An 18497-nucleotide genomic window follows, 5' to 3' on the forward strand; every position below is an offset into this window, starting at 1 on the left:
TTCCGCCATCGGGGCCGGGACGCGCGGAGGTGACGATGACGACGGAGATCCCGCACGCGGTGAGGACACGGCCGGTGGCCGGTCCGGACGCGCGGGTGGTCGTGGTGGGTGGCGGCCACGCGGGCGCGGCGCTCGTCGGGCTGCTGCGGCAGGGCGGTCATCGCGGGGAGATCGTGCTGGTCGGGGAGGAACACGACCACCCGTACCACCGCCCGCCGCTGTCGAAGAAGTTCGCCTGCGCGGAGCTGGAGCAGGTCATCCGCCCCCGCGAGTTCTACGCCGAGCAGGGCGTCACGCTGCGCCTCGGTTCGCCGATCGTCGGCCTGGACCCGGCCGCCCGGACGGTGACGTCGGCCGGGGGCGACTCCCTCGAGTACGACGTCGCGGTGCTGGCCACCGGCGCCCGACCCCGGCCGCTCGCCGTGCCCGGCGCCGGCCTGGCCGGGGTGGTGGGTCTGCGAAACCTGGCGGACGCGCGGGTGCTGCGGAGCTGGGTGACCGAGGGGCGTCGGCTGGTGATCATCGGCGCGGGGTACGTCGGGCTGGAGGTGGCCGCCGTGGCGGCTGCGGCGGGCGTCCCGGTGACGGTCCTCGAGCGCGAGGAACGGGTCCTCAACCGTGTTGCGAGCGCCGAGCTGTCTGCGATCATGGCGGAGGCACACGGGGCTCATGGCGTGGACATCCGCGTGGGGGCCCTGGTCGCGGAGCTCGTCGGATCCGGTGGTGCGGTGCGCGGAGTCCGGCTGGAGTCGGGGGAGACGCTCTCCGCCGAGGGGGTGTTGGTCGGCATCGGGGCGGTCCCGCGCACCGAGCTCGCGGAGGCGGCCGGCCTGGAGTGCGCGGGCGGTGTCGTGGTGGACGAGGGCGCGCGGACGAGCGATCCGGCGGTGCTCGCGATCGGGGACGTCACGGTCCGCCCGGTCGACGGCGTCGGACGGATGCGGCTGGAGAGCATCCCGAGCGCGACGGAGCAGGCGAAACAGGCCGCCGCGGCGATCCTCGGCACCGCGCCGCCCGAGGCCGAGATCCCGTGGTTCTGGTCGGACCAACTGGACCGCAAGCTGAAGATCGTCGGGGTGGTGCGCTCGGGACGTGCGGTCGTGCTCCGCGGGGATCCGACGAGCGGGCGGTTCGCGCTGTTCCACCACGAGCACGGCCTGGTCCGCGCGGTCGAGACGTCCAACTCCCCGGCCGACTTCATGGCCGGGAAGAAGCTCATCACCTCGGGCGCAGTCGTCGAGCCACGGAGGCTCGCGGACCCCGACGTCCCCCTGCGCGACATCGTCCACGCCGGCTGAGCCGGAGGGGGAGAAACCTCTCCCCGTGGGGAGAGGTGGGTCACAGGCTTCGGTCCGATCATTCACCCAGCAGCAATGACGCGCCGGCCTGTTCGGCAGGCCCCCTCACGGAGGTAGTGGATGACCACCACGGAGAAGGACACCCTGACCGTCGTTCCGGAGCACATCGCCCGCCGGATCGTGCTCCCCGAGGGGCACCGGGACGAGGTCGCCCTGTTCGAGGCCTACAAGTGGCTCCGCGAGAACGCCCCGCTGGCCATCGGCGAGGTCGAGGGCTACGACCCGGTCTACCTGGTCAGCAAGCACGCCGACATCATGGAGATCGAGCGGAAGCCGCACATCTTCACCAGCGGCGGCGGTGAGGACAAGGGCTCGCACAACCCCATCCTGCAGAACCAGGCGGGCGATGCGTTCACCAAGAGCCTCACCGGCGGCAGCCTCCGGATCCTGGAGACGCTGACCTACCTGGACCCGCCGGAGCACACGGCGATCAAGGACATCGCCAACGACTGGTTCCGCGTCGCGAACCTGAAGAAGTGGGAGGACCAGATCCGGACCCTCGCCCGCGAGGCGATCGACAAGTACCTGCACAGCGGCGTGAACGCCATCGACTTCGTCCAGGAGTTCGCGCTCTACTACCCGCTGCACGTGATCATGACGCTGTTCGGGGTCCCCGAGGAGGACGAGCCCCGGATGATGGGGCTGACCCAGGAGTTCTTCGGCACCGCGGACCCGGACGCGGCGCGCGAGGACGTCGAGCCGCTCACCCCGGAGGCCGCCGCGCAGCAGTGGGCTGCCGCGATCCGGGACTTCTACGCCTACTTCGACGCGCTGGTCGAGGACCGGCGGGCGGATCCGCGGGACGACCTGGCGACCATCATCGCCAACGCCAAGGACGAGTCCGGCGAGTTCCACGCCAAGGAGTTCGCCTACGGCTGGTTCATCGCGATCGCCACGGCCGGGCACGACACCACCTCGAGCACCATGGCGAGCCTGATCGAGGCGCTGGCGCTGTTCCCGGACCAGCTCGCCCGGGTCCAGGCCGATCCGGCGCTGATCCCGGACCTGGTCAACGAGGGCCTGCGCTGGGCGTCCCCGGTGAAGCAGTTCACCCGCCAGGCGCTGGAGGACCACGAGCTGCGCGGGCAGCGGATCCGCAAGGGCGACCGGTTCATGCTGCTGTACCAGTCGGCGAACCGTGACGCCGACGTGTTCGAGGCGCCCGAGGAGTTCCGGCTGGACCGCAAGCATAACCGGCACATCGCCTTCGGCTACGGACCGCACATGTGTATCGGCCAGCACCTGGCCAAGATGGAGCTGCGGATCATGCTCGAGGAGCTCCTCCCGCGGATCAAGGGCGTCCGGGTCACTGGTGAGCGCAAGGTCGTGCAGACCAACTTCGTCGGCGGCCTCAAGAACCTGCCGGTCGAGCTCGAGCTCGGCTGATTCCGCCTCACCCGCCCGCCGGTCTTCCCCCACCGGCGTGCGGGTCCTCCCCTGATCACGGAAGGGGCAGCCATGCCCGAGATCACCTACGTCGTCCCGGACGGCTCGGTCCACGTCGTCGACGTCCCTGCCGGACAGAGCGTGATGGACGGGTCGGTCCGCAACAACCTGCCCGGCATCGTCGCCGAGTGCGGCGGCAGCTGCTCGTGCGCCACCTGCCACGTCTATCTCGAGGGCGAGTTCGCCGACCTCTTCGACGAGGCCACTGACGAGGAGCGTGAGCTGCTCGAGTACGCCGAAGGCGCACAGCCGACCTCCCGGCTGTCCTGCCAGCTCATCGTGACCGGCTCCTGCGACGGCGTCCGGGTGACCGTCGCGCCGGAAGCCTGATCCCCTCCACCCCCAGAGGAATCCCATGGACATCACTGCTGCTGTCGCGACCACCGTCGGCGGCGACTTCTCCGTCGAGCAGGTTGCGCTCGACGGTCCCGCCGAGGGCGAGGTGCTGGTCGAGATCAAGGGCGTGGGCCTGTGCCACACCGATCTCGCCGCGAAGGACGGCCACCTGCCCTTCCCGCTCCCCGGCGTGTTCGGACACGAGGGCAGCGGGATCGTCCGCGCCGTCGGGGCCGGCGTCACCAAGGTCGCCGAGGGCGACCCGGTGCTGCTGAGCTTCGCCAGCTGCGGTGACTGCACCCAGTGCCGGCGCGACGAGCCGTCGTACTGCCAGAACTTCATGCCGCTCAACTTCGGCGGCGCCCGTCCGGACGGCCCGAGTGCGCTGACCCGCGGCGCGGAGGCGCTGGGCTCGGACTTCTTCGGCCAGTCCTCCTTCGCAACCCACGCCCTGGCCCACGAGCGCAACGTGGTCAAGGTCGACGCCGACCTGCCCCTGGAGATCATGGGCCCGTTGGGGTGCGGCGTACAGACCGGCGCCGGCGCGGTGCTGCGCAGCTTCGACTGCCCGGCCGGCTCCTCGCTGCTGGTGCTCGGTGGTGGCTCGGTCGGCCTCTCCGCGGTGCTCGCGGCCGCGGCCCGCGAGCTGAGCACGATCATCGTCGTCGAGCCGTTGCCGGCCCGCCGCGACCTGGCCCTGTCCCTCGGCGCGACCCACGCGCTGGACCCGGCCGACGGTCCGGTCGACGAGCAGGTCCGGGCGGTTCTCGCCGAGGGCGTGGACTACGCGATCGACACCACCGGCGTCGCGGCGGTGGTCCAGCAGGCGGTGGCCGCGCTGGCGCAGCGCGGCAGCCTCGGCATCATCGGCGTGCCCTCCGACCCCGAGGCGGCGCTGTCGGTGGGCCTGATTCACGCCCAGGTCATCGGGATCACGGTGAAGGGCATCGTCGAGGGCGACAGCGACCCGGACGTGTTCCTGCCCGAGCTGATCGAGCTCTATCGCGCGGGCCGCTTCCCCTTCGACAAGCTGGTCACCACGATGCCGCTGTCGGAGATCAACGAGGCCGTCGCCGCCCAGCACCGGGGCGAGGCCGTGAAGATCGTCCTGGTTCCCTGATCCTTGCCGCCACCTGGAGGCATGTCGGCGGAGGGTCACGGCGAGCCCGGACCCGGCGATCATCAGGACCGCCCGGGCCCCGCCACCCGGTGCGTACGACCTGAACGCGCATCGCTCCGGCTCGGGGGCGGCGCGGGTTCAGGGGAGGAGATCGCAGCGTCCCAGGCCGCCGAGAATCGAGGGGGTTCCGTTCGTTCGCCTGCGCGACGGAGGGCGCTGGTGGTCCGGACTTCGTCAGCGGTTGTCCGCTGTCTCCCAGCCCCGTCGTGGCGCCCGGGTAGCACCGCCCGCGGCCCGGGAGCGGTAGACGATGTAGGGCCGGAAGAGGTAGCCGAGCGGCGCGGTGAAGGCGTGCACCAGGCGGGTGAAGGGCCAGATCGCGAACAGCACCATCCCGATCAGGGTGTGGACGTGGAAGGCCAGCCCGGCGCCCGCCATGCTCGCGATGTCGGGTTGGAGGACGAACAGCGAGCGGAACCACGGCGAGACCGTCTCGCGGTAGTTGTGCTCGCCCCCCGTGGCGCCGAGCAGGGTGGTGGCCAGGCCGGCGACGAGGGCGGCGACCAGCACCACGTACATCAGCTTGTCGTTGCGGGTCGTGGCCGAGAAGACCGGGCCGGTCGTCCGCCGCCGGTAGACCAGGATCCCGACGCCGACCAGGGTGCAGAAGCCCGCGATGCCGCCCAGGACCAGGGCCTGGACGTGGTAGGCGGTGGGGGAGAGACCGACGGCGCCGGTCCAGCTCTGCGGGATCAGCAGGCCGATGACGTGCCCGATGATCACGACGAGCAGTCCGAAGTGGAACAGCGGGCTGCCGATGCGCAGCAGCCGCGACTCGTAGAGCTCCGAGGACCGGGTGGTCCAGCCGAACTTGTCGTAGCGGTAGCGCCAGATCGTGCCGCCGACGAGGACGGCGACCATGACGTAGGGCAGCACGCCCCAGAGCAGCAGGTCCCAGGTGCTCATCGGCCACCTCCGGTGGGGTTCGGCGCGAACGGCGTGAGCTCGAGCCCGACCTGTTCGCGGGGAGGTCCGCTGCGGGCGAGTCCCTTGGCGGCCGCGACGTCGGCCGGCGAGGGACCCGGAAGCAGCGCACACACCGCCTGGAGGGGCGCCGCGTACGGGGTCGCGGCGTCGAGGAGGGCCAGCCGGAGCAGCTCGAGCCCGGCCCGGTTGTCCTGGAGCAGGGCGAGACCGTCGGCCGGGTCGACGATGGCCGCGTACTCGAGCACGAGGGGCAGGTAGTCCGGCAGCTCGTCGCCGTGCAGGTCCAGTCCGGCCGCGCGGTACCGGGCCTTGAGCCCGGCGAGTGCACCGCCGCGGCGGCGGGTCTCCCCGTCGCTCCACCACGTCAGATACAGGCAGCACCGACGGCGTCGGTCGAAGGTCGCCACGTAGTGCTCGGCCAGCGCGATGGGCGAGGTCCGGTCGACGGAGCCGAGGAACGAGGTCAGCCGCTCGCGCGGCACTCCGGCCGGGAGCCCCTCGACCGCCCGACGCACGAGCGGCAGCGTCGCGAGCACGGCCTCGTCCGGGTACTGCAGGCACACCGACGCCGCCTGCAGGACGACCGCGGACTCCGTCGCGCGGAGCGCCCCGGCGCTCACCGGCGGTCCTCCAGCGTCGGAGTCCCGGCGGTGCGTTCCGGTGGCGAACCCCGGTCGGTGAGGTCCCCGGGCTCGGCGGGCGCCTCCCGCGGCGGAGGGAACAGGCCCGGCGGGCGGCCCTTGCCGTCCCAGTTGAGCAGGTTGACGCGCGCGCCGGGCACGCCGGGATCGGCGACGCCCTCGCTGGTCTGGCGCACGCGCAGCGCGTGGAAGGTCTCGACCGACACCGGGACGGGACGGCCCGAGGCCTCGCCGAACGGTCCGACGCCGCCCATCCCCGGCCCGCCCTCGACGTCGAGACTGCAGCCGATCTCCTCGAGCTGGTGGGCCTCGCCCTCGTAGGCGGTCGGGATGACATAGCGCTCGTCGTACTTGGCCAGCGCGAGCAGCCGGTACATCTCCATGATCTGCTCGGCGTCCATCCCGACGGCGGCGGGGACGGACTCGTCGAGCTCGCGGCCGAGGGTGACGTCGCGCATGAAGGAGCGCATGGCGGCGAGCTTCCGGAGCACGTCGGTGACCGGGCCCGGGTCGCCGGCGGTGAACAGCTCGGCGAGATACTCGACGGGGATGCGCAGGGCGTCGATCGCGCCGAACAGGTTGGGGGCGGACTCGCCGTCGTGCCCGGTCTCGACGAGCCGGTCGACGACCGGGGAGAGCGGCGGGATGTACCAGACCATGGGCATGGTGCGGAATTCCGGGTGCAGCGGCAGCGCCACCCGGTACTCCTTGGCCAGCCGGTACACCGGCGAGCGGCGGGCGTGGTCGAGCCAGTCCTCGGCGATCCCGTCGCGGCGGGCGGCGGCGATCACCTCGGGGTCGTCCGGGTCGAGCAGCAGGTCGAGCTGGGCGGCGTAGAGGTTCCGCTCGTCGGCGACGGAGGCCGCGGCGGTGACCCGGTCGGCGTCGTAGAGGAACAGCCCGAGGTAGCGCAGCCGGCCCACGCAGGTCTCCGAGCACACCGTCGGCAGCCCGACCTCGACCCGGGGGTAGCAGAAGGTGCACTTCTCGGCCTTGCCGGTGCGGTGGTTGAAGTAGACCTTCTTGTACGGGCAGCCGGTGACGCACATCCGCCAGCCGCGGCACCGGTCCTGGTCGACGAGCACGATGCCGTCCTCGGCGCGCTTGTACATCGCCCCGGACGGGCAGGAGGCCACACAGGACGGGTTGAGGCAGTGCTCGCAGATCCGCGGCAGGTAGAACATGAAGGCGCGCTCGTAGTCGAACTTGACCTTCTCCTCGGACTCCGCGCGGATCCGCTCGACGACCGGGTCGTGCGGGCCGTGCTCGGGCGCGCCGCCGAGGTCGTCGTCCCAGTTCGCGCTCCACTCCACCGCGAGGGGCTCGCCCGACAGCAGCGACTTCGGCTGCGCGACCGGGAAGTCGTCCCCGAGCGGCGCGTCGGTGAGGGTCTCGTAGTCGTAGGTCCACGGCTCGTAGTAGTCGCGGATGTGGGGCAGCACCGGGTTGGCGAAGATGGTGAGCAGCTTGCGGAACCGGCCGCCGGCCTTGAGCTGCAGCCGCCCGCGGCGGTTCCGGACCCAGCCGCCGCGCCACCGCTCCTGGTCCTGGTAGCGGCGGGGGTAGCCCAGCCCGGGCCGGGTCTCGACGTTGTTGAACCACACGTACTCGACGCCGCTGCGGTTGGTCCAGGCCTGCTTGCAGGTGACCGAGCAGGTGTGGCAGCCGATGCACTTGTCGAGGTTCATGACCATGCCCATCTGGGCCATCACACGCATCGTCAGTACTCCACCTTCTGGCCGGCACGGCGCCGGATCACGGTGACCTCGTCGCGCTGGTTGCCGGTCGGGCCGAGGTAGTTGAAGGCGAACGAGAGCTGGGCGTAGCCGCCGATCAGGTGGGTCGGCTTGACCAGGATGCGGGTCAGCGAGTTGTGGATGCCGCCGCGGCGGCCGGTGGCCTCGGTCCTCGGCACGTTCACCACACGTTCCTGGGCGTGGTAGACGAACACGGTGCCGGCGGGCATGCGGTGGCTGACGACCGCGCGCAGCACCATGACACCGTTGCGGTTCACGGCCTCGACCCAGTCGTTGTCCCGCACGCCGATCGCCGCGGCGTCGTGCTCGCTCATCCAGACCACGGGGCCGCCGCGGGAGAGCGAGAGCATGAACAGGTTGTCCTGGTACTCCGAGTGGATGGACCACTTGGAGTGCGGGGTGAGGTAGCGGACGGTCACCGAGGCCCCGTCGGCGGCGACCTCGCCGGGCCGGTTCTCGCCGAACAGCCGCGACATGTCCAGCGGCACCCGGTAGACAGGCAGCGTCTCGCCCATCTCGTGCATCCAGTCGTGGTCGAGCAGGAAGTGCATCCGCCCGGTCAGGGTGTGCCAGGGCTTGGACCGCTCGACGTTGACCGTGAACGGCGCGTACCGCCGCCCGCCGGTCTCGCTGCCCGACCACTCCGGGCTCGTGATGACCGGGACGGGACGGGCCTGGGTGTCGGCGAAGGTGATCCGCTTCTCCTCGCTGCCCTCGGCGAGGTCCGCCAGCCTGGTGCCGGTGCGCCGCTCCAGCTCCCGGAACCCCTGCACGGCGAGCCGGCCGTTCGTGGTGGCGGACAGGGCGAGGATCGCCTCGGCCATCTTCGCGTCGGTGTCGATCGCCGGGCGGCCGTCGGCGATCCCGCCGAGCATCACCCCGTTCGTCGCGGCGAGGTGGTCGACCTCCTCGTCCGGTCGGTAGGTGACGGCCTTCGTCGTCACCCCGAGCCGGTCGACCAGGGGCCCGAGGGCGGCCATCTTCTCCGCGACCGCGGGGTAGTCCCGCTCGACGACCACGAAGTTCGGCATCGTGCGTCCCGGGACCGCCTCGCACTCACCGGCCCGCCAGTCCAGGACCCGCCCACCCGGCTGTGCCGTCTCGCCGGGGGTGTCGTGCTGCAGCGGTACCGCCACGACGTCGCGGCGCACGCCGAGGTGGTGGCGGGCGAGCTCGGAGAAGCGCCGGGCGATGGCGTGGAAGGCGTCGAAGTCGGTGCGGGACTGGAAGGGCGGATCGATCGCGGGGGTGAACGCGTGCACGAAGGGGTGCATGTCCGTGGTGTTCAGGTCGTGCTTCTCGTACCAGGTGGCGGCCGGCAGCACGACGTCGGAGAGCAGGGTGGAGCTGGTCATCCGGAAGTCCAGGGAGAGCAGCAGGTCGAGCTTGCCCTCCGGCGGCTCCTCGTCGCGCCAGACCACGTCGCGCGGGCGCCGGTCCGGGCCCGTCTGCTCGGCGTTCAGGTTGTGGTGCGTGCCGAGCAGGTGCTTGAGGAAGTACTCGTCGCCCTTGGCCGAGGACCCGAGCAGGTTCGCCCGCCACAACGTCAGGCAGCGCGGCCAGTTCTCGGGAGCGTCCGGGTCCTCGATCGCGAAGCGGAGCGATCCGTCCCGCAGCCGCGCCGCCACGTGGTCGGCGACGTTCCCGTCCCCGGCGTCGTCCGCGACGTCGAGCGGGTTGCGGTCGAACTGGGGATAGGACGGCATCCAACCCAGCCGGGCGGACAGGGCGACGGTGTCCATCGTGTGCAGGCCGGCGAGCCTCCCCTCGGCCAGCGGGGAGGCCAGCGCGTCCGCCCGGTAGCCGTCGTAACGCCACTGGTCGGTGTGGGTGTACCAGTACGCGGTGCCGATCATCTGCCGTGGTGGGCGCTGCCAGTCGGTGGCCATCGCCATCGTGGCCCAGCCGGTGACGGGGCGGCACTTCTCCTGGCCCACGTAGTGCGCCCAGCCACCGCCGTTGCGGCCCATCGACCCGGTGAGCATCAGCAGCGCGAGCACCGCGCGGTAGGTGGCGTCGCCGTGGAACCACTGGCAGATCCCCGCCCCCATGATGATCATGGTGCGGCCGTGGGACTCCTCGGCGTTGGCGGCCATCTCGCGGGCGATGCGGACGACCTGGTCGGCCGGCACGGACGTGATCGCCGCCTGCCAGGCCGGGGTGTAGGGCTCGTCGGCGTCGTCGTAGCCCGACGGCCAGGCACCGGGCAACCCGTCGCGGCGGACCCCGTACTGGGCCAGCATCAGGTCGAAGACGGTGGTGACGAGACGCCCGGCGATGCGACGGGTGGGTACGCCGCGGCGCAGGATCCCGCCGGTGCCGTCGAGGTTGTCGAAGCGGGGCAGCAGGACCTCGGCGGCCTCGCCGTCGAGCAGCGTGAGCTGCGGGGCGACGTCGTTCAGGTCGAGGTTCCAGCGGCCGGCGCCGGACTCGGTGTAGCGGAAGCCCAGTGACCCGTTGGGCACCACCGGTTCCCCGGTCCGGCCGTCGATCAGCACGGTCTTCCACGCCGCGCCCTCGCCCGCGTCGCCGAGGTCGGCGGCGGTGAGGAACTTGCCCGGAACATGTGCTCCGTCCCGCTCCTCGAGGGTGACCAGGAACGGCAGGTCGGTGTAGCGCCGGACGTAGTCGACGAAGAACGGCACCCGCCGGTCGACGAAGAACTCCCTGAGCATGACGTGGCCCATGGCCATCGCGAGCGCGCCGTCGGTGCCGGGCTGTGCGGGCAGCCAGGTGTCGGCGAACTTGGTGTTGTCGGCGTAGTCCGGGGAGATCACCACGACCTTCTGGCCCTTGTAGCGGGCCTCGGCCATCCAGTGCGCGTCCGGGGTGCGCGTGACCGGCACGTTCGAGCCCCACATCAGCAGGTAGGTGGCGTTCCACCAGTCCCCGGACTCCGGGACGTCGGTCTGGTCGCCGAACACCTGCGGGGACGCGACCGGCAGGTCGGCGTACCAGTCGTAGAACGAGGTCATCGCGCCGCCGATGAGCTCGATGAACCGCGAGCCCGCGGCGTGGGACACCATGGACATCGCCGGGATGGGGGAGAACCCGGCGATCCGGTCCGGGCCGTGGGTCTTGATCGTGTGAACGTGGGCGGCGGCGACGATCTCCGTCGCCTCCTCCCAGGAGATCCGCACGTGCCCGCCCTTGCCCCGCGCGGACTGGTACCGGCGGCGCTTGTCGGGATCCCCGGTCACCTCCGCCCACGCCTGCACGGGATCACCGAGGCGGGTCTTGGCCTCCCGGTACATCTCGACGAGCACACCCCGGGCATAGGGGTAGCGCACCCGGGTGGGGGAGTACGTGTACCAGGAGAACGCCGCGCCGCGGGGGCAGCCGCGCGGCTCGTACTCCGGCGAGTCCGGCCCGACCGACGGGTAGTCGGTCTGCTGGGTCTCCCACGTGATGATCCCGTCCTTGACGTAGACCTTCCACGAGCACGAGCCGGTGCAGTTCACCCCGTGGGTCGACCGGACGACCTTGTCGTGGCTCCACCGGTCCCGATAGAACACGTCGCCCTCGCGGCCGCCCTGCCTGAACACCGCACGCAGGTCGTCCGACGTCGTGCGGCGGGTGAAGAACCGCCCCGTCCGCAGGAGCGCGTCCGCCGCCGGACCGTCCGTGCCGACGTCCGCCCGGGGCCCGTCGCCGACGTCGTGGCTCACCGGTACCTCCGTGCAGCCGAACCCATGACGGCGACCTTCGCAGCTTCCGGCCCGTGCGAACTTCGGTCGATGGTCCCTCCTGCGGGGACCATCGCCTCTGCTTGCGACGGACGGCGCACGCGCACCCTCGACCGGCGAAGGTCAGGCGGTCGGGGGAGCCCGGGGTGATCGAACCGGGCAGACACGAGGAGTGCACAGTGAGCAGATCGGCTGCGCGCGGGCAGGCCGAGCACGGCGCCGCCGCGCCGCGGACCTCGTCACGACCCGCACTGATGCTGGCCGTCGCCACCGTCGGCTTCGCCGTGACGTTCTGGGCCTGGGCCCTGCTCTCCCCGCTCGGCGCGACCCTGCGTGAACAACTGCACCTCAGCTCGTTCCAGCAGTCGCTGCTGGTCGCGGTCCCCGTCGTCGTCGGGTCCCTCGGGCGCATCCCGGTCGGGGCACTGACCGACCGGCTCGGCGCCCGGCGGATGTTCCCCGTCATGGCGCTGCTGACCGTGCTGCCCGTGCTGTACCTCGGTCACTTCGCCACGTCGCTCACCGGCTACCTCGTCGGCGGGTTCTTCCTCGGCCTCGGGGGCACCACCTTCGCCATCGGTGTCCCCTTCGTGAACTCCTGGTACCCGCCCGCCCGTCGCGGCCTCGCCCTCGGGATCTTCGGCATCGGCATGGGCGGAACGGCGATCTCGTCGTTCACCACGGTGCAACTCGCCAAGACGGTGGGCCCGAGCTTCCCGTTCGACCTGGTGGCCGTGGTGCTCGCCGGCTACGCCGTCGCCGCCTGGCTGCTGCTGCGCGACCGGCCGGACCGGCCCGTCGCCGCGGGCACGATGTGGAGCCGACTGCGCGCCACCCTGCGCCTGCCCGCGACGCTGCAGCTGTCCTTCCTCTACGCCGTCGCCTTCGGCGGGTTCGTCGCGTTCAGCGTCTACGAGCCCACCTACCTCGTCAGCGCCTACCACCTCGACAAGGCCGACGCAGCAATGCGCACCGCCGGCTTCGTCGTCCTCGCTGTCGCGATGCGCCCGGTGGGCGGCTGGCTGTCGGATCGGTTCGATCCCATCTCGGTACTGCTCGCCGCCTTCGGCGCCACCGCGCTGCTCGCCGTCCTGGCGGCCTTCCAGCTCGCCCTCGTGCCCGTGGGCACCCTGGCCTTCCTGGGCATGGCGGCGGCACTGGGCGCCGGCACCGGTGCAGTGTTCGCTCTCGTCGCTCGGATGGTCCCCGCCGAGCGCGTCGGTGCCGTCACCGGCGTGGTCGGCGCTGCCGGCGGGCTCGGCGGCTTCTTTCCGCCGCTGGTGATGGGACTCGTCTACGGGCTCACCGGCAGCTACCTCATCGGGTTCCTCCTGCTGGCAGCGACCGCCGCCAGCGCAGCGGCTGTCAGCGCCACGGTCGTCCGCCGTCGCGCAGCCACCGTGCGCTGAGGGTCGGGCAATTCACGGGCCATGACGGCTCGGACCGCTCGGCCTCCGAATCGCATTCGGGCCACTGAGGCTGGCCGCGAGCAACTCGACACAGCTGAATCAAGGCGGGGCCGATCCTGGGATCGAGTGGCGGCGAGGCGATGGCGGTCAGGGGTAGGCGATGCGCCGGCCCGTCAACGAGACGACGTCCAGCCGCAGGAAGTAGGGCCGGTCGCCGCTCGCCCACGGGCGCAGCGGGAGCTGGCGGGCCCGGCCGAGTTCGGCCGGGTCCTCGACCACGCGCAGTCGCCCGAACGCCAGCAGGCTCCACCCCTCCTCCCACACTTCGTCGACGTGGTCGACCTGGAAGGTGACCCGCTCGCAGCGAGCCGCGGCCGCGACCTTGCTCCCCGCGGCGGACCGGAAGTACACGACATCGCCGTCGACGGCGAAGTTCACCGGCAGCACGAGCGGCCAGTCGCCGGCGACGAAGGCCAGCCGCCCCAGCCGGGGACGATGGGTGACGAGCAGGGCCCGACACTCGTCCGGGCTGAGCGCCGCCAACGCGATCTCGGTCTCGGACATCATCCTCCGAATGCCTCGTGGCCCACCGGATTGCCTGACTGCCGGCGGGCAGCGCCCGCCCGGCGAAAGGTTCCCGACGAGCGGGCGATGTGCGCAGGGCCGAAGGTCCCTGCCCGCGCTGCAGTGCGGAGAGCAGCATCGGGGCATGGGTGCCGGGCCGTCGTCGCCGCCGCTCGGCGACCTGCTTCCGGGCGGGTCCGCGCTGCCCGCCGCGTTGGCCCGCGAGCTCGACCGGCGCTCCACGGTGCAGGACGTCCCAGGGGGCACGGTCCTGCTGCGGCAGCGGTCCGCCGTCGACGACCTGATCGTGCTCGTCCGGGGGCGGATCGCGACCCTGATCGACTTCGCGGGCACCGGCGACCTGGTGGTCGAGACCACCGAGGAGTCCGGGCGAGCGTTCGGCTGGTCAGGTCTGGTCGCGCCGGGACGGGCGACGGCCACGCTCCGCGCGGACGCAGACTCTCGGATCCTGAGGCTGCCGATCGCGGTGGTGCGTGACGGCCCGCCGCGCTGGACGGCGGCCGTGTGCGGGCTGGTCGCGGGCGCGCTGGCGGACCGCACGCGGGACCTGCAGGCGCGGTGGGCCCTGCCCGCGTCGGAGCCTGTGGAGGCCCCCAGGAATGCGTGACCTCGTTGCGGTGCGCCGCTGGTTCGCCGGGCTCGCCCTGCTCGAGCAGCTGCACGACGGCGACCGGGATCTCTTCGCCGAGCACGCGACGTGGGTGACCCTGCCTCCCGGCGCACGCCTACACGGCGAGGGCGAGTGGGGGACGGCCCTGTGGTTCCTCGTCGAGGGCGAGATCGTCCTCGGCCCGGTGTCCGGCGGCGGTACCGGCGCCGGTCCCGCCGGCGACAAGGAGACGGACGGCCTGGTCGACGGCGGTGTCGACGGGATCGTGCGGCGGTCGGTCACGACGCCCGGCTACCCCGTCGGCTGGGACGGCATGGTCCGGCCCGACCGGCACCGTTGGGACGCGCACGCGGCCTCCCGGACCCGGCTACTGCGCGTCGACCGGGAGGTGATCGACGCAGCCTGCCGCTCCGACGAGACGTTCGCGGCGCGGCTGTACGAGCTGTTGCTCTGGCTGGCGGGCGGGCAGCTGCGGCGCCAGCACACCCGCCTGGTGACCGGCCGCTACGACGAGGAGACGGACGCGGTCGCCGCGCTCGTCGCGCACCATGCCGAGGAGTTGCGAGTCACGTCGCCGCTGCACCGCATCCCCGGCTACCTGCGCTCCCGCCCGACCGTGGTCGACGCCTTCCGGGCGCTCGAGGTGATCCGCGACGGACCCGAGGCGGTCGAGGCCGAGATCGCGCGTGAGGCGCTCGACGTGCTCGCGGGCGTCCGCCGGGAGCTGCGGGTGTACATGGGCTTGCAGCGGGTCTACGAGGCGGTCGCTTCGGCGCCGGCGGACCTCCGGCCCGAAGAGGTCCGGGCCCGGTCCTGCCGGGCGCTCGTCGACCTGTTCGCCCACACGGAGTACCGCATCGCGGGCCTCGACCGGCTGCCGCCGAGTCCGGGCAACGTCGTGCTGTGCAACCACCTGGACAGCCACCCCGGCAACCGCCTGCCGAACGGGTTCAGCCTGATCCTCGACACGCATTTCGTGTCGTCGATGATCCTCTACCGGACCTATGGGCGGGCGCCGGTCCGGGTGGTGCGGGACTCGCACTGGCACGAGGCGGGGCACGCGCGCTACTACGCTCGCCTGGGCTACGTCATGGTCCCGTCCTCGGAGGTGGGTCCGCCGACTCCGGAGCAGCGGGCCGAGCGGTACGAGCGCTTCGTGGCCGAGGCGTCCGCGACGTTGCGGGCCGGCGACGACCTCGTCGTCTGCCCCGAGGGCCGCCCGGGCCCCACCGCGGGGTCACCGGCCCGCCTGCGCCTCGGAGCCTTCCGGCTGGCCGGCCGGCTCGACCCGGAACCCTTGGTCGTCCCGGTGGCGGTCGCGAACTTCGACCAGCGGCTCAGCCGGGCCGTGCTCGGCGCCGTGGTCGCCGAGCCGTTCCGGATGTCCGACGTCGTCACCGACCCTACCGACCCCGAGCAGGTCGCGCGGTTCGTCGACGACGACCTGACCCCGCGCTATCGGGGCTGGGTGCGCGAGGCGGCGGCGCTGCGCTGACGACGGGAACGGTCCTGCCCGGCCCCGTTCCGTCCGAACCCGTTCGGCACCCCGCCGACAGCCAGCCCGAGCCAGCGCTCGTCGAACCGGTCCCATGAGCGCATGGCGGGGCCGGCGTCGTGGCTCACCGGGAAGGTCATGACCTCGCACGGCGCCCGGAACCGTGCGAGGACCGCCTCCACGGTGGCGCGCGGCACCACGCGGTCGACCAGGCCGAGGCCGACCAGGGTCGGGCAGCCGACACGGGGTGCCAGCAGGGCGGTGTCGAAGTAGGCCAGAACTGCTTGCAGGTCGTCCTCGGGGTACTGCGGGTGCTGCTCGAGGAACGAGGCGACCTCGGCGCCCGACCCGGCCTCGACGAGCAGCCGGCGGCCCTCCGTCCACCCGAAGGTGGGCACCCCCAGCACGAGCAGGTCGGCACGCGGCGCCACCGCCTCGGCCAGCAACGCCAGCCCGCCCGCGAGGCTGACCCCGTGGCTGACCGCGCGCAGCGTCGGAACCCCGAGGGCCGCGGCGATCTCGGTCGCCCGTACGTAGTCGCACACCGCACCACGCAGCACGGACGTCTCGGGCCGGCGCGCGCCCGTCAGCAGCCAGCCCGCCGGTGCCGGGGTCGGGACTGCCGCGCGGGATCGACCGAACCCACGGACGTCGAAGCCCACGACGTGGCAGCCCGCGCGGACCCACTCGAGCCGGGGGACGGCCCGCGACCGGTACCCATGGGCGTGGACGACCAGGGGCCGGGGTGCCGGGCCCTCCCAGCTGATCGCGTACCCGGAGATCGCCTGCCCGCCCCAGGACCGGAATTGCAGGTCGTGGGCGACCGTGCCGGCGCTCGGCGCGGGCCGCGGACTCCGGCGGAGGTCGGCGGGCACCTCGCGCAGCTGCGCAAGCGTTGCGGCCCAGAACGCGTCGAGGTCGGGGGGACGGCACGGAGCGTCGGCCTGCGCGAGCGCGCCCGCGTGTGCGCCCATGTCACGACCGGCCCTGCGTCGAGATCCTGGCGACGGCGCACATGGTGGTCGTCGACCGCTCGAGGTGACCGCATCGCTCGGACCGGAGGCGCTGCACGTCCGTCGCCGTGGTTCTGCTTCGCGCACAAGACGTCCTTCGGGCTCCATGCGACAGGCGGGATGGCCCACCGGGCGCGGTCAGGAAGTGCCCGCGGGCGCAGGCGCCCACCCGACGCACCAACCCGCATCCAGCGCGTTCAGCCACGGCTGGTCTCCTACTCGTAGGCGGCAAGTGCCTCGCCAGCGGTGTCGTACCAGGCGTCGGGGGAGATGTCATGGCGTTCCGGCTCGGCGTGCACGCCGCGGGCGCGGTTCGAGACGATCACGCGGACGTCGCGAGAGCGCAGCGGGGCAACACCGGGCGATCTGCTCAGCAGTGCCGTAGGCCCCCGGTGCTCCGGCCCGACCGTCCGGCGTGCCAGGTCGGTGGTCCGGGGACCCGGGTCCTTAGGCACCTGCCGCCGATCCCGTCCGGAGGCCACCGTGGACGGTGGTAGTTCGCGGTGGACGCCTCGGAACCAGGAGGACGTGATGAAGGTTCGCGATGCCGTAGACGCGTCGGTCACGACGCTGCGGCCCGACACGCCCCTGCAGGCAGCGGCGTCCATCCTTGCGTCCCACGGTCAGTGTGCGGCGCCGGTGGTCGACGACGAGGGGCGCCTCGTCGGCGTCGTGGGGGAGGCCGACCTGACGCGCGGGCGGCTCCCGCCCGGCAGTTGGACGATCGAGATCGACCCGGAGTGCGTGGTCGCCGCGGTGATGACGCACCGACCCGCGTCCGCTCGTCCGAGCGACGACCTTGCCGATGTGGCCGACGAGATGCTGAAGAAGGGGTTGCCTGCGATGCCGGTGGTGGACGGGGAGGACGTGGTCGGGATGGTGACGAGGCAGGACGTCCTGCGCCTCGTCACCGAACGCCGACCGTCGTCCGAGCAGACCCTGGGCGGGATGCGTCGGGACGGCCGGCCATGACCGAGGCAGATCGCGAGGCGGGCGGAGCCGGACGGGGGCGTGGTGAGATCGTCGTGGGCGTCGACGGATCGCCGTCGTCGCTCGAGGCCCTGCGTTGGGCGGTGCGGCAGTCCGAACTGACCGGCGCGCCGGTACGCGCGGTCATCACCTGGTCGATTCCGGTGCACTATGCGCCGATGGCCGTGTCCCAGGCCTGGAGCGACTGGCCGGAGCGCGCCCGCCAGACGCTGGAGGACGCCGTCCGGGCCGCGCTGCCGCCCGAGCAGGTGCAGGCCGTGACCACCGAGGTCGCCGAGGGCAACGCCTCCGCACTGCTGCTCGAGGCGGCGAAGGACGCCGAGCTGGTGGTCGTCGGCAGTCGTGGGCACGGGGGCTTCGTCGGCCTGCTGCTGGGCTCGACCGCCCAGCACGTGACGACGCACGCCCGCTGCCCCGTACTCGTGGTGCACGAGCCCACCTGAGCTCGTGGGGTCACCGCCCCTCGGCGTCGGCCTTGATGAGCTGCAACATCCGCGCTGTGATGAGGTGGGCACCCGGTCCGATCAGCGTCCAGTAGCGGCGGAACCGGCGGCGGGCCGCGGCGTCGGTGAGCGTGACGCGCGTCTCGAGCGCGAGGATCGAACCGTGCCCGTAGGGAAGGACGATGTAGCTCATCACGACCTTGCCGAACCCCGGCCGGTCGAAGGAGGCGAAATCCTCGGCGGTGACCCGGATCAGACCGGCGTCCCGCTCCCAGAACGCGCCGACCAGGCCGAGCACCTTCTCCACGCCCTGCTCCTCGGCAAGGGGTGTCCACATCGCGGTGAATCGGTCGTAGTCGCCGGACGCCGTCGGCTGCTCACCCCGCCGACGACGTCGGATACGGTCGGGCAGTAGGCGGGCGGCACTGACGGCGGCGACGAGCCGATCCCGGCCGAGATCGAGTCGGTCGATCGCGCGGAAGGTCACGTCGGTGGGCGCGTCGACCACGACGTTCTGGACCATGCGGACGTCGTGGACCGGAACGAGCCGGTCGATCGCGAGCTCTCGGGGCGGCGCGGGAACCGATCCGCCCGTCCCGCTGTCGGTGGTCGTCACAGGTG

Annotated in this window: 16 protein-coding genes; 9 read left to right on the forward strand and 7 right to left on the reverse strand. The window is 72.3% G+C overall.

Features of this window, described 5'->3' with window-relative positions; translation table 11 throughout:
- The first annotated feature begins 35 nt into the window (after positions 1-35).
- From PKE99_RS03045 to PKE99_RS03060, 4 genes are all read left to right on the forward strand, one after another.
- Positions 36-1298: an NAD(P)/FAD-dependent oxidoreductase gene (locus PKE99_RS03045; RefSeq protein WP_051736628.1), complete on the forward strand. Its 1263-nt coding sequence runs from the start codon at positions 36-38 to the stop codon at positions 1296-1298.
- Between the two features lie 120 nt (positions 1299-1418).
- A complete protein-coding gene (locus PKE99_RS03050; protein WP_037039698.1) occupies positions 1419-2744 on the forward strand; it encodes a cytochrome P450 in 1326 nt (441 codons plus the stop codon).
- A 72-nt stretch (positions 2745-2816) separates the two neighbouring features.
- A complete protein-coding gene (locus tag PKE99_RS03055) occupies positions 2817-3134 on the forward strand; it encodes a 2Fe-2S iron-sulfur cluster-binding protein (protein ID WP_037039700.1) in 318 nt (105 codons plus the stop codon).
- 25 nt (positions 3135-3159) lie between these two features.
- The gene (locus PKE99_RS03060; protein WP_037039702.1) at positions 3160-4260 is read left to right on the forward strand and encodes an NAD(P)-dependent alcohol dehydrogenase; all 1101 of its coding nucleotides are present in this window, start codon (positions 3160-3162) and stop codon (positions 4258-4260) included.
- A gap of 234 nt (positions 4261-4494) precedes the next feature.
- Here the strand turns inward: PKE99_RS03060 and narI are convergent, their stop codons facing one another.
- Genes narI through PKE99_RS03080 form a run of 4 tightly spaced genes read right to left on the reverse strand, consistent with a single transcriptional unit; the run spans position 4495 to position 11313 of the window.
- Positions 4495-5226, reverse strand: coding sequence for a respiratory nitrate reductase subunit gamma (gene narI / locus PKE99_RS03065; RefSeq protein ID WP_037039705.1), 732 nt, complete (start codon positions 5224-5226; stop codon positions 4495-4497).
- A complete protein-coding gene (gene narJ, locus PKE99_RS03070; RefSeq protein WP_037039707.1) occupies positions 5223-5867 on the reverse strand; it encodes a nitrate reductase molybdenum cofactor assembly chaperone in 645 nt (214 codons plus the stop codon). Before narJ ends, narI begins: the two co-directional genes overlap by 4 nt.
- Positions 5864-7606, reverse strand: a complete 1743-nt coding sequence (gene narH, locus PKE99_RS03075) for a nitrate reductase subunit beta (protein WP_037039709.1) — start codon at positions 7604-7606, stop codon at positions 5864-5866. Before narH ends, narJ begins: the two co-directional genes overlap by 4 nt.
- A 2-nt stretch (positions 7607-7608) precedes the next feature.
- Positions 7609-11313 carry a nitrate reductase subunit alpha gene (locus PKE99_RS03080; RefSeq protein ID WP_037039711.1) on the reverse strand — a complete coding sequence of 1235 codons (3705 nt, stop codon included), beginning with the start codon at positions 11311-11313 and terminating at the stop codon, positions 7609-7611.
- 197 nt (positions 11314-11510) lie between these two features.
- Between PKE99_RS03080 and PKE99_RS03085 the strand changes: the two genes are divergently transcribed.
- The gene (locus PKE99_RS03085) at positions 11511-12740 is read left to right on the forward strand and encodes an MFS transporter (protein WP_051736629.1); all 1230 of its coding nucleotides are present in this window, start codon (positions 11511-11513) and stop codon (positions 12738-12740) included.
- Positions 12741-12887: 147 nt separating this feature from the next.
- Here the strand turns inward: PKE99_RS03085 and PKE99_RS03090 are convergent, their stop codons facing one another.
- Positions 12888-13307: a pyridoxamine 5'-phosphate oxidase family protein gene (locus PKE99_RS03090; protein WP_271214839.1), complete on the reverse strand. Its 420-nt coding sequence runs from the start codon at positions 13305-13307 to the stop codon at positions 12888-12890.
- Positions 13308-13449: 142 nt separating this feature from the next.
- Here PKE99_RS03090 and PKE99_RS03095 point away from each other — a divergent pair, with 142 nt between their 5' ends.
- Together PKE99_RS03095 and PKE99_RS03100 are read left to right on the forward strand one after the other, a co-directional pair.
- A complete protein-coding gene (locus tag PKE99_RS03095; protein WP_037039714.1) occupies positions 13450-13932 on the forward strand; it encodes a cyclic nucleotide-binding domain-containing protein in 483 nt (160 codons plus the stop codon).
- Positions 13925-15430, forward strand: coding sequence for a hypothetical protein (locus PKE99_RS03100; RefSeq protein WP_037039716.1), 1506 nt, complete (start codon positions 13925-13927; stop codon positions 15428-15430). The genes PKE99_RS03095 and PKE99_RS03100 overlap by 8 nt, the downstream gene beginning before the upstream one ends.
- Here the strand turns inward: PKE99_RS03100 and PKE99_RS03105 are convergent.
- Positions 15391-16404 carry an acetylxylan esterase gene (locus PKE99_RS03105; RefSeq protein WP_037039718.1) on the reverse strand — a complete coding sequence of 338 codons (1014 nt, stop codon included), beginning with the start codon at positions 16402-16404 and terminating at the stop codon, positions 15391-15393. The two genes, PKE99_RS03100 and PKE99_RS03105, sit on opposite strands and share 40 nt — an antisense overlap.
- A 570-nt stretch (positions 16405-16974) precedes the next feature.
- Here PKE99_RS03105 and PKE99_RS03110 point away from each other — a divergent pair.
- On the forward strand, positions 16975-17415 hold the full coding sequence (locus tag PKE99_RS03110; protein ID WP_051736630.1) for a CBS domain-containing protein: 441 nt from the start codon (positions 16975-16977) through the stop codon (positions 17413-17415).
- Positions 17412-17876 carry a universal stress protein gene (locus tag PKE99_RS03115; protein WP_051736631.1) on the forward strand — a complete coding sequence of 155 codons (465 nt, stop codon included), beginning with the start codon at positions 17412-17414 and terminating at the stop codon, positions 17874-17876. Before PKE99_RS03110 ends, PKE99_RS03115 begins: the two co-directional genes overlap by 4 nt.
- Before the next feature lie 10 nt (positions 17877-17886).
- On the opposite strand, the gene PKE99_RS03120 is transcribed toward PKE99_RS03115, so the two are convergent.
- The gene (locus tag PKE99_RS03120) at positions 17887-18492 is read right to left on the reverse strand and encodes a hypothetical protein (protein WP_037039720.1); all 606 of its coding nucleotides are present in this window, start codon (positions 18490-18492) and stop codon (positions 17887-17889) included.
- Between the last annotated feature and the right edge of the window lie 5 nt (positions 18493-18497).

Source organism: Pseudonocardia halophobica, assembly GCF_027922425.1.
GTDB lineage: Bacteria > Actinomycetota > Actinomycetes > Mycobacteriales > Pseudonocardiaceae > Pseudonocardia > Pseudonocardia halophobica.

Bases quoted from the DNA above. Each gene is read 5' to 3' on its own strand.
- PKE99_RS03095 (WP_037039714.1), top strand. From the start codon at position 13,450: ATGGGTGCCGGGCCGTCGTCGCCGCCGCTCGGCGACCTGCTTCCGGGC.
- PKE99_RS03105 (WP_037039718.1), bottom strand. From the start codon at position 16,404: ATGGGCGCACACGCGGGCGCGCTCGCGCAGGCCGACGCTCCGTGCCGT.
- PKE99_RS03060 (WP_037039702.1), top strand. From the start codon at position 3,160: ATGGACATCACTGCTGCTGTCGCGACCACCGTCGGCGGCGACTTCTCC.
- PKE99_RS03050 (WP_037039698.1), top strand. From the start codon at position 1,419: ATGACCACCACGGAGAAGGACACCCTGACCGTCGTTCCGGAGCACATC.
- narI (WP_037039705.1), bottom strand. From the start codon at position 5,226: ATGAGCACCTGGGACCTGCTGCTCTGGGGCGTGCTGCCCTACGTCATG.
- PKE99_RS03045 (WP_051736628.1), top strand. From the start codon at position 36: ATGACGACGGAGATCCCGCACGCGGTGAGGACACGGCCGGTGGCCGGT.
- narH (WP_037039709.1), bottom strand. From the start codon at position 7,606: ATGCGTGTGATGGCCCAGATGGGCATGGTCATGAACCTCGACAAGTGC.
- PKE99_RS03090 (WP_271214839.1), bottom strand. From the start codon at position 13,307: ATGATGTCCGAGACCGAGATCGCGTTGGCGGCGCTCAGCCCGGACGAG.
- PKE99_RS03055 (WP_037039700.1), top strand. From the start codon at position 2,817: ATGCCCGAGATCACCTACGTCGTCCCGGACGGCTCGGTCCACGTCGTC.
- PKE99_RS03110 (WP_051736630.1), top strand. From the start codon at position 16,975: ATGAAGGTTCGCGATGCCGTAGACGCGTCGGTCACGACGCTGCGGCCC.
- PKE99_RS03115 (WP_051736631.1), top strand. From the start codon at position 17,412: ATGACCGAGGCAGATCGCGAGGCGGGCGGAGCCGGACGGGGGCGTGGT.
- PKE99_RS03100 (WP_037039716.1), top strand. From the start codon at position 13,925: ATGCGTGACCTCGTTGCGGTGCGCCGCTGGTTCGCCGGGCTCGCCCTG.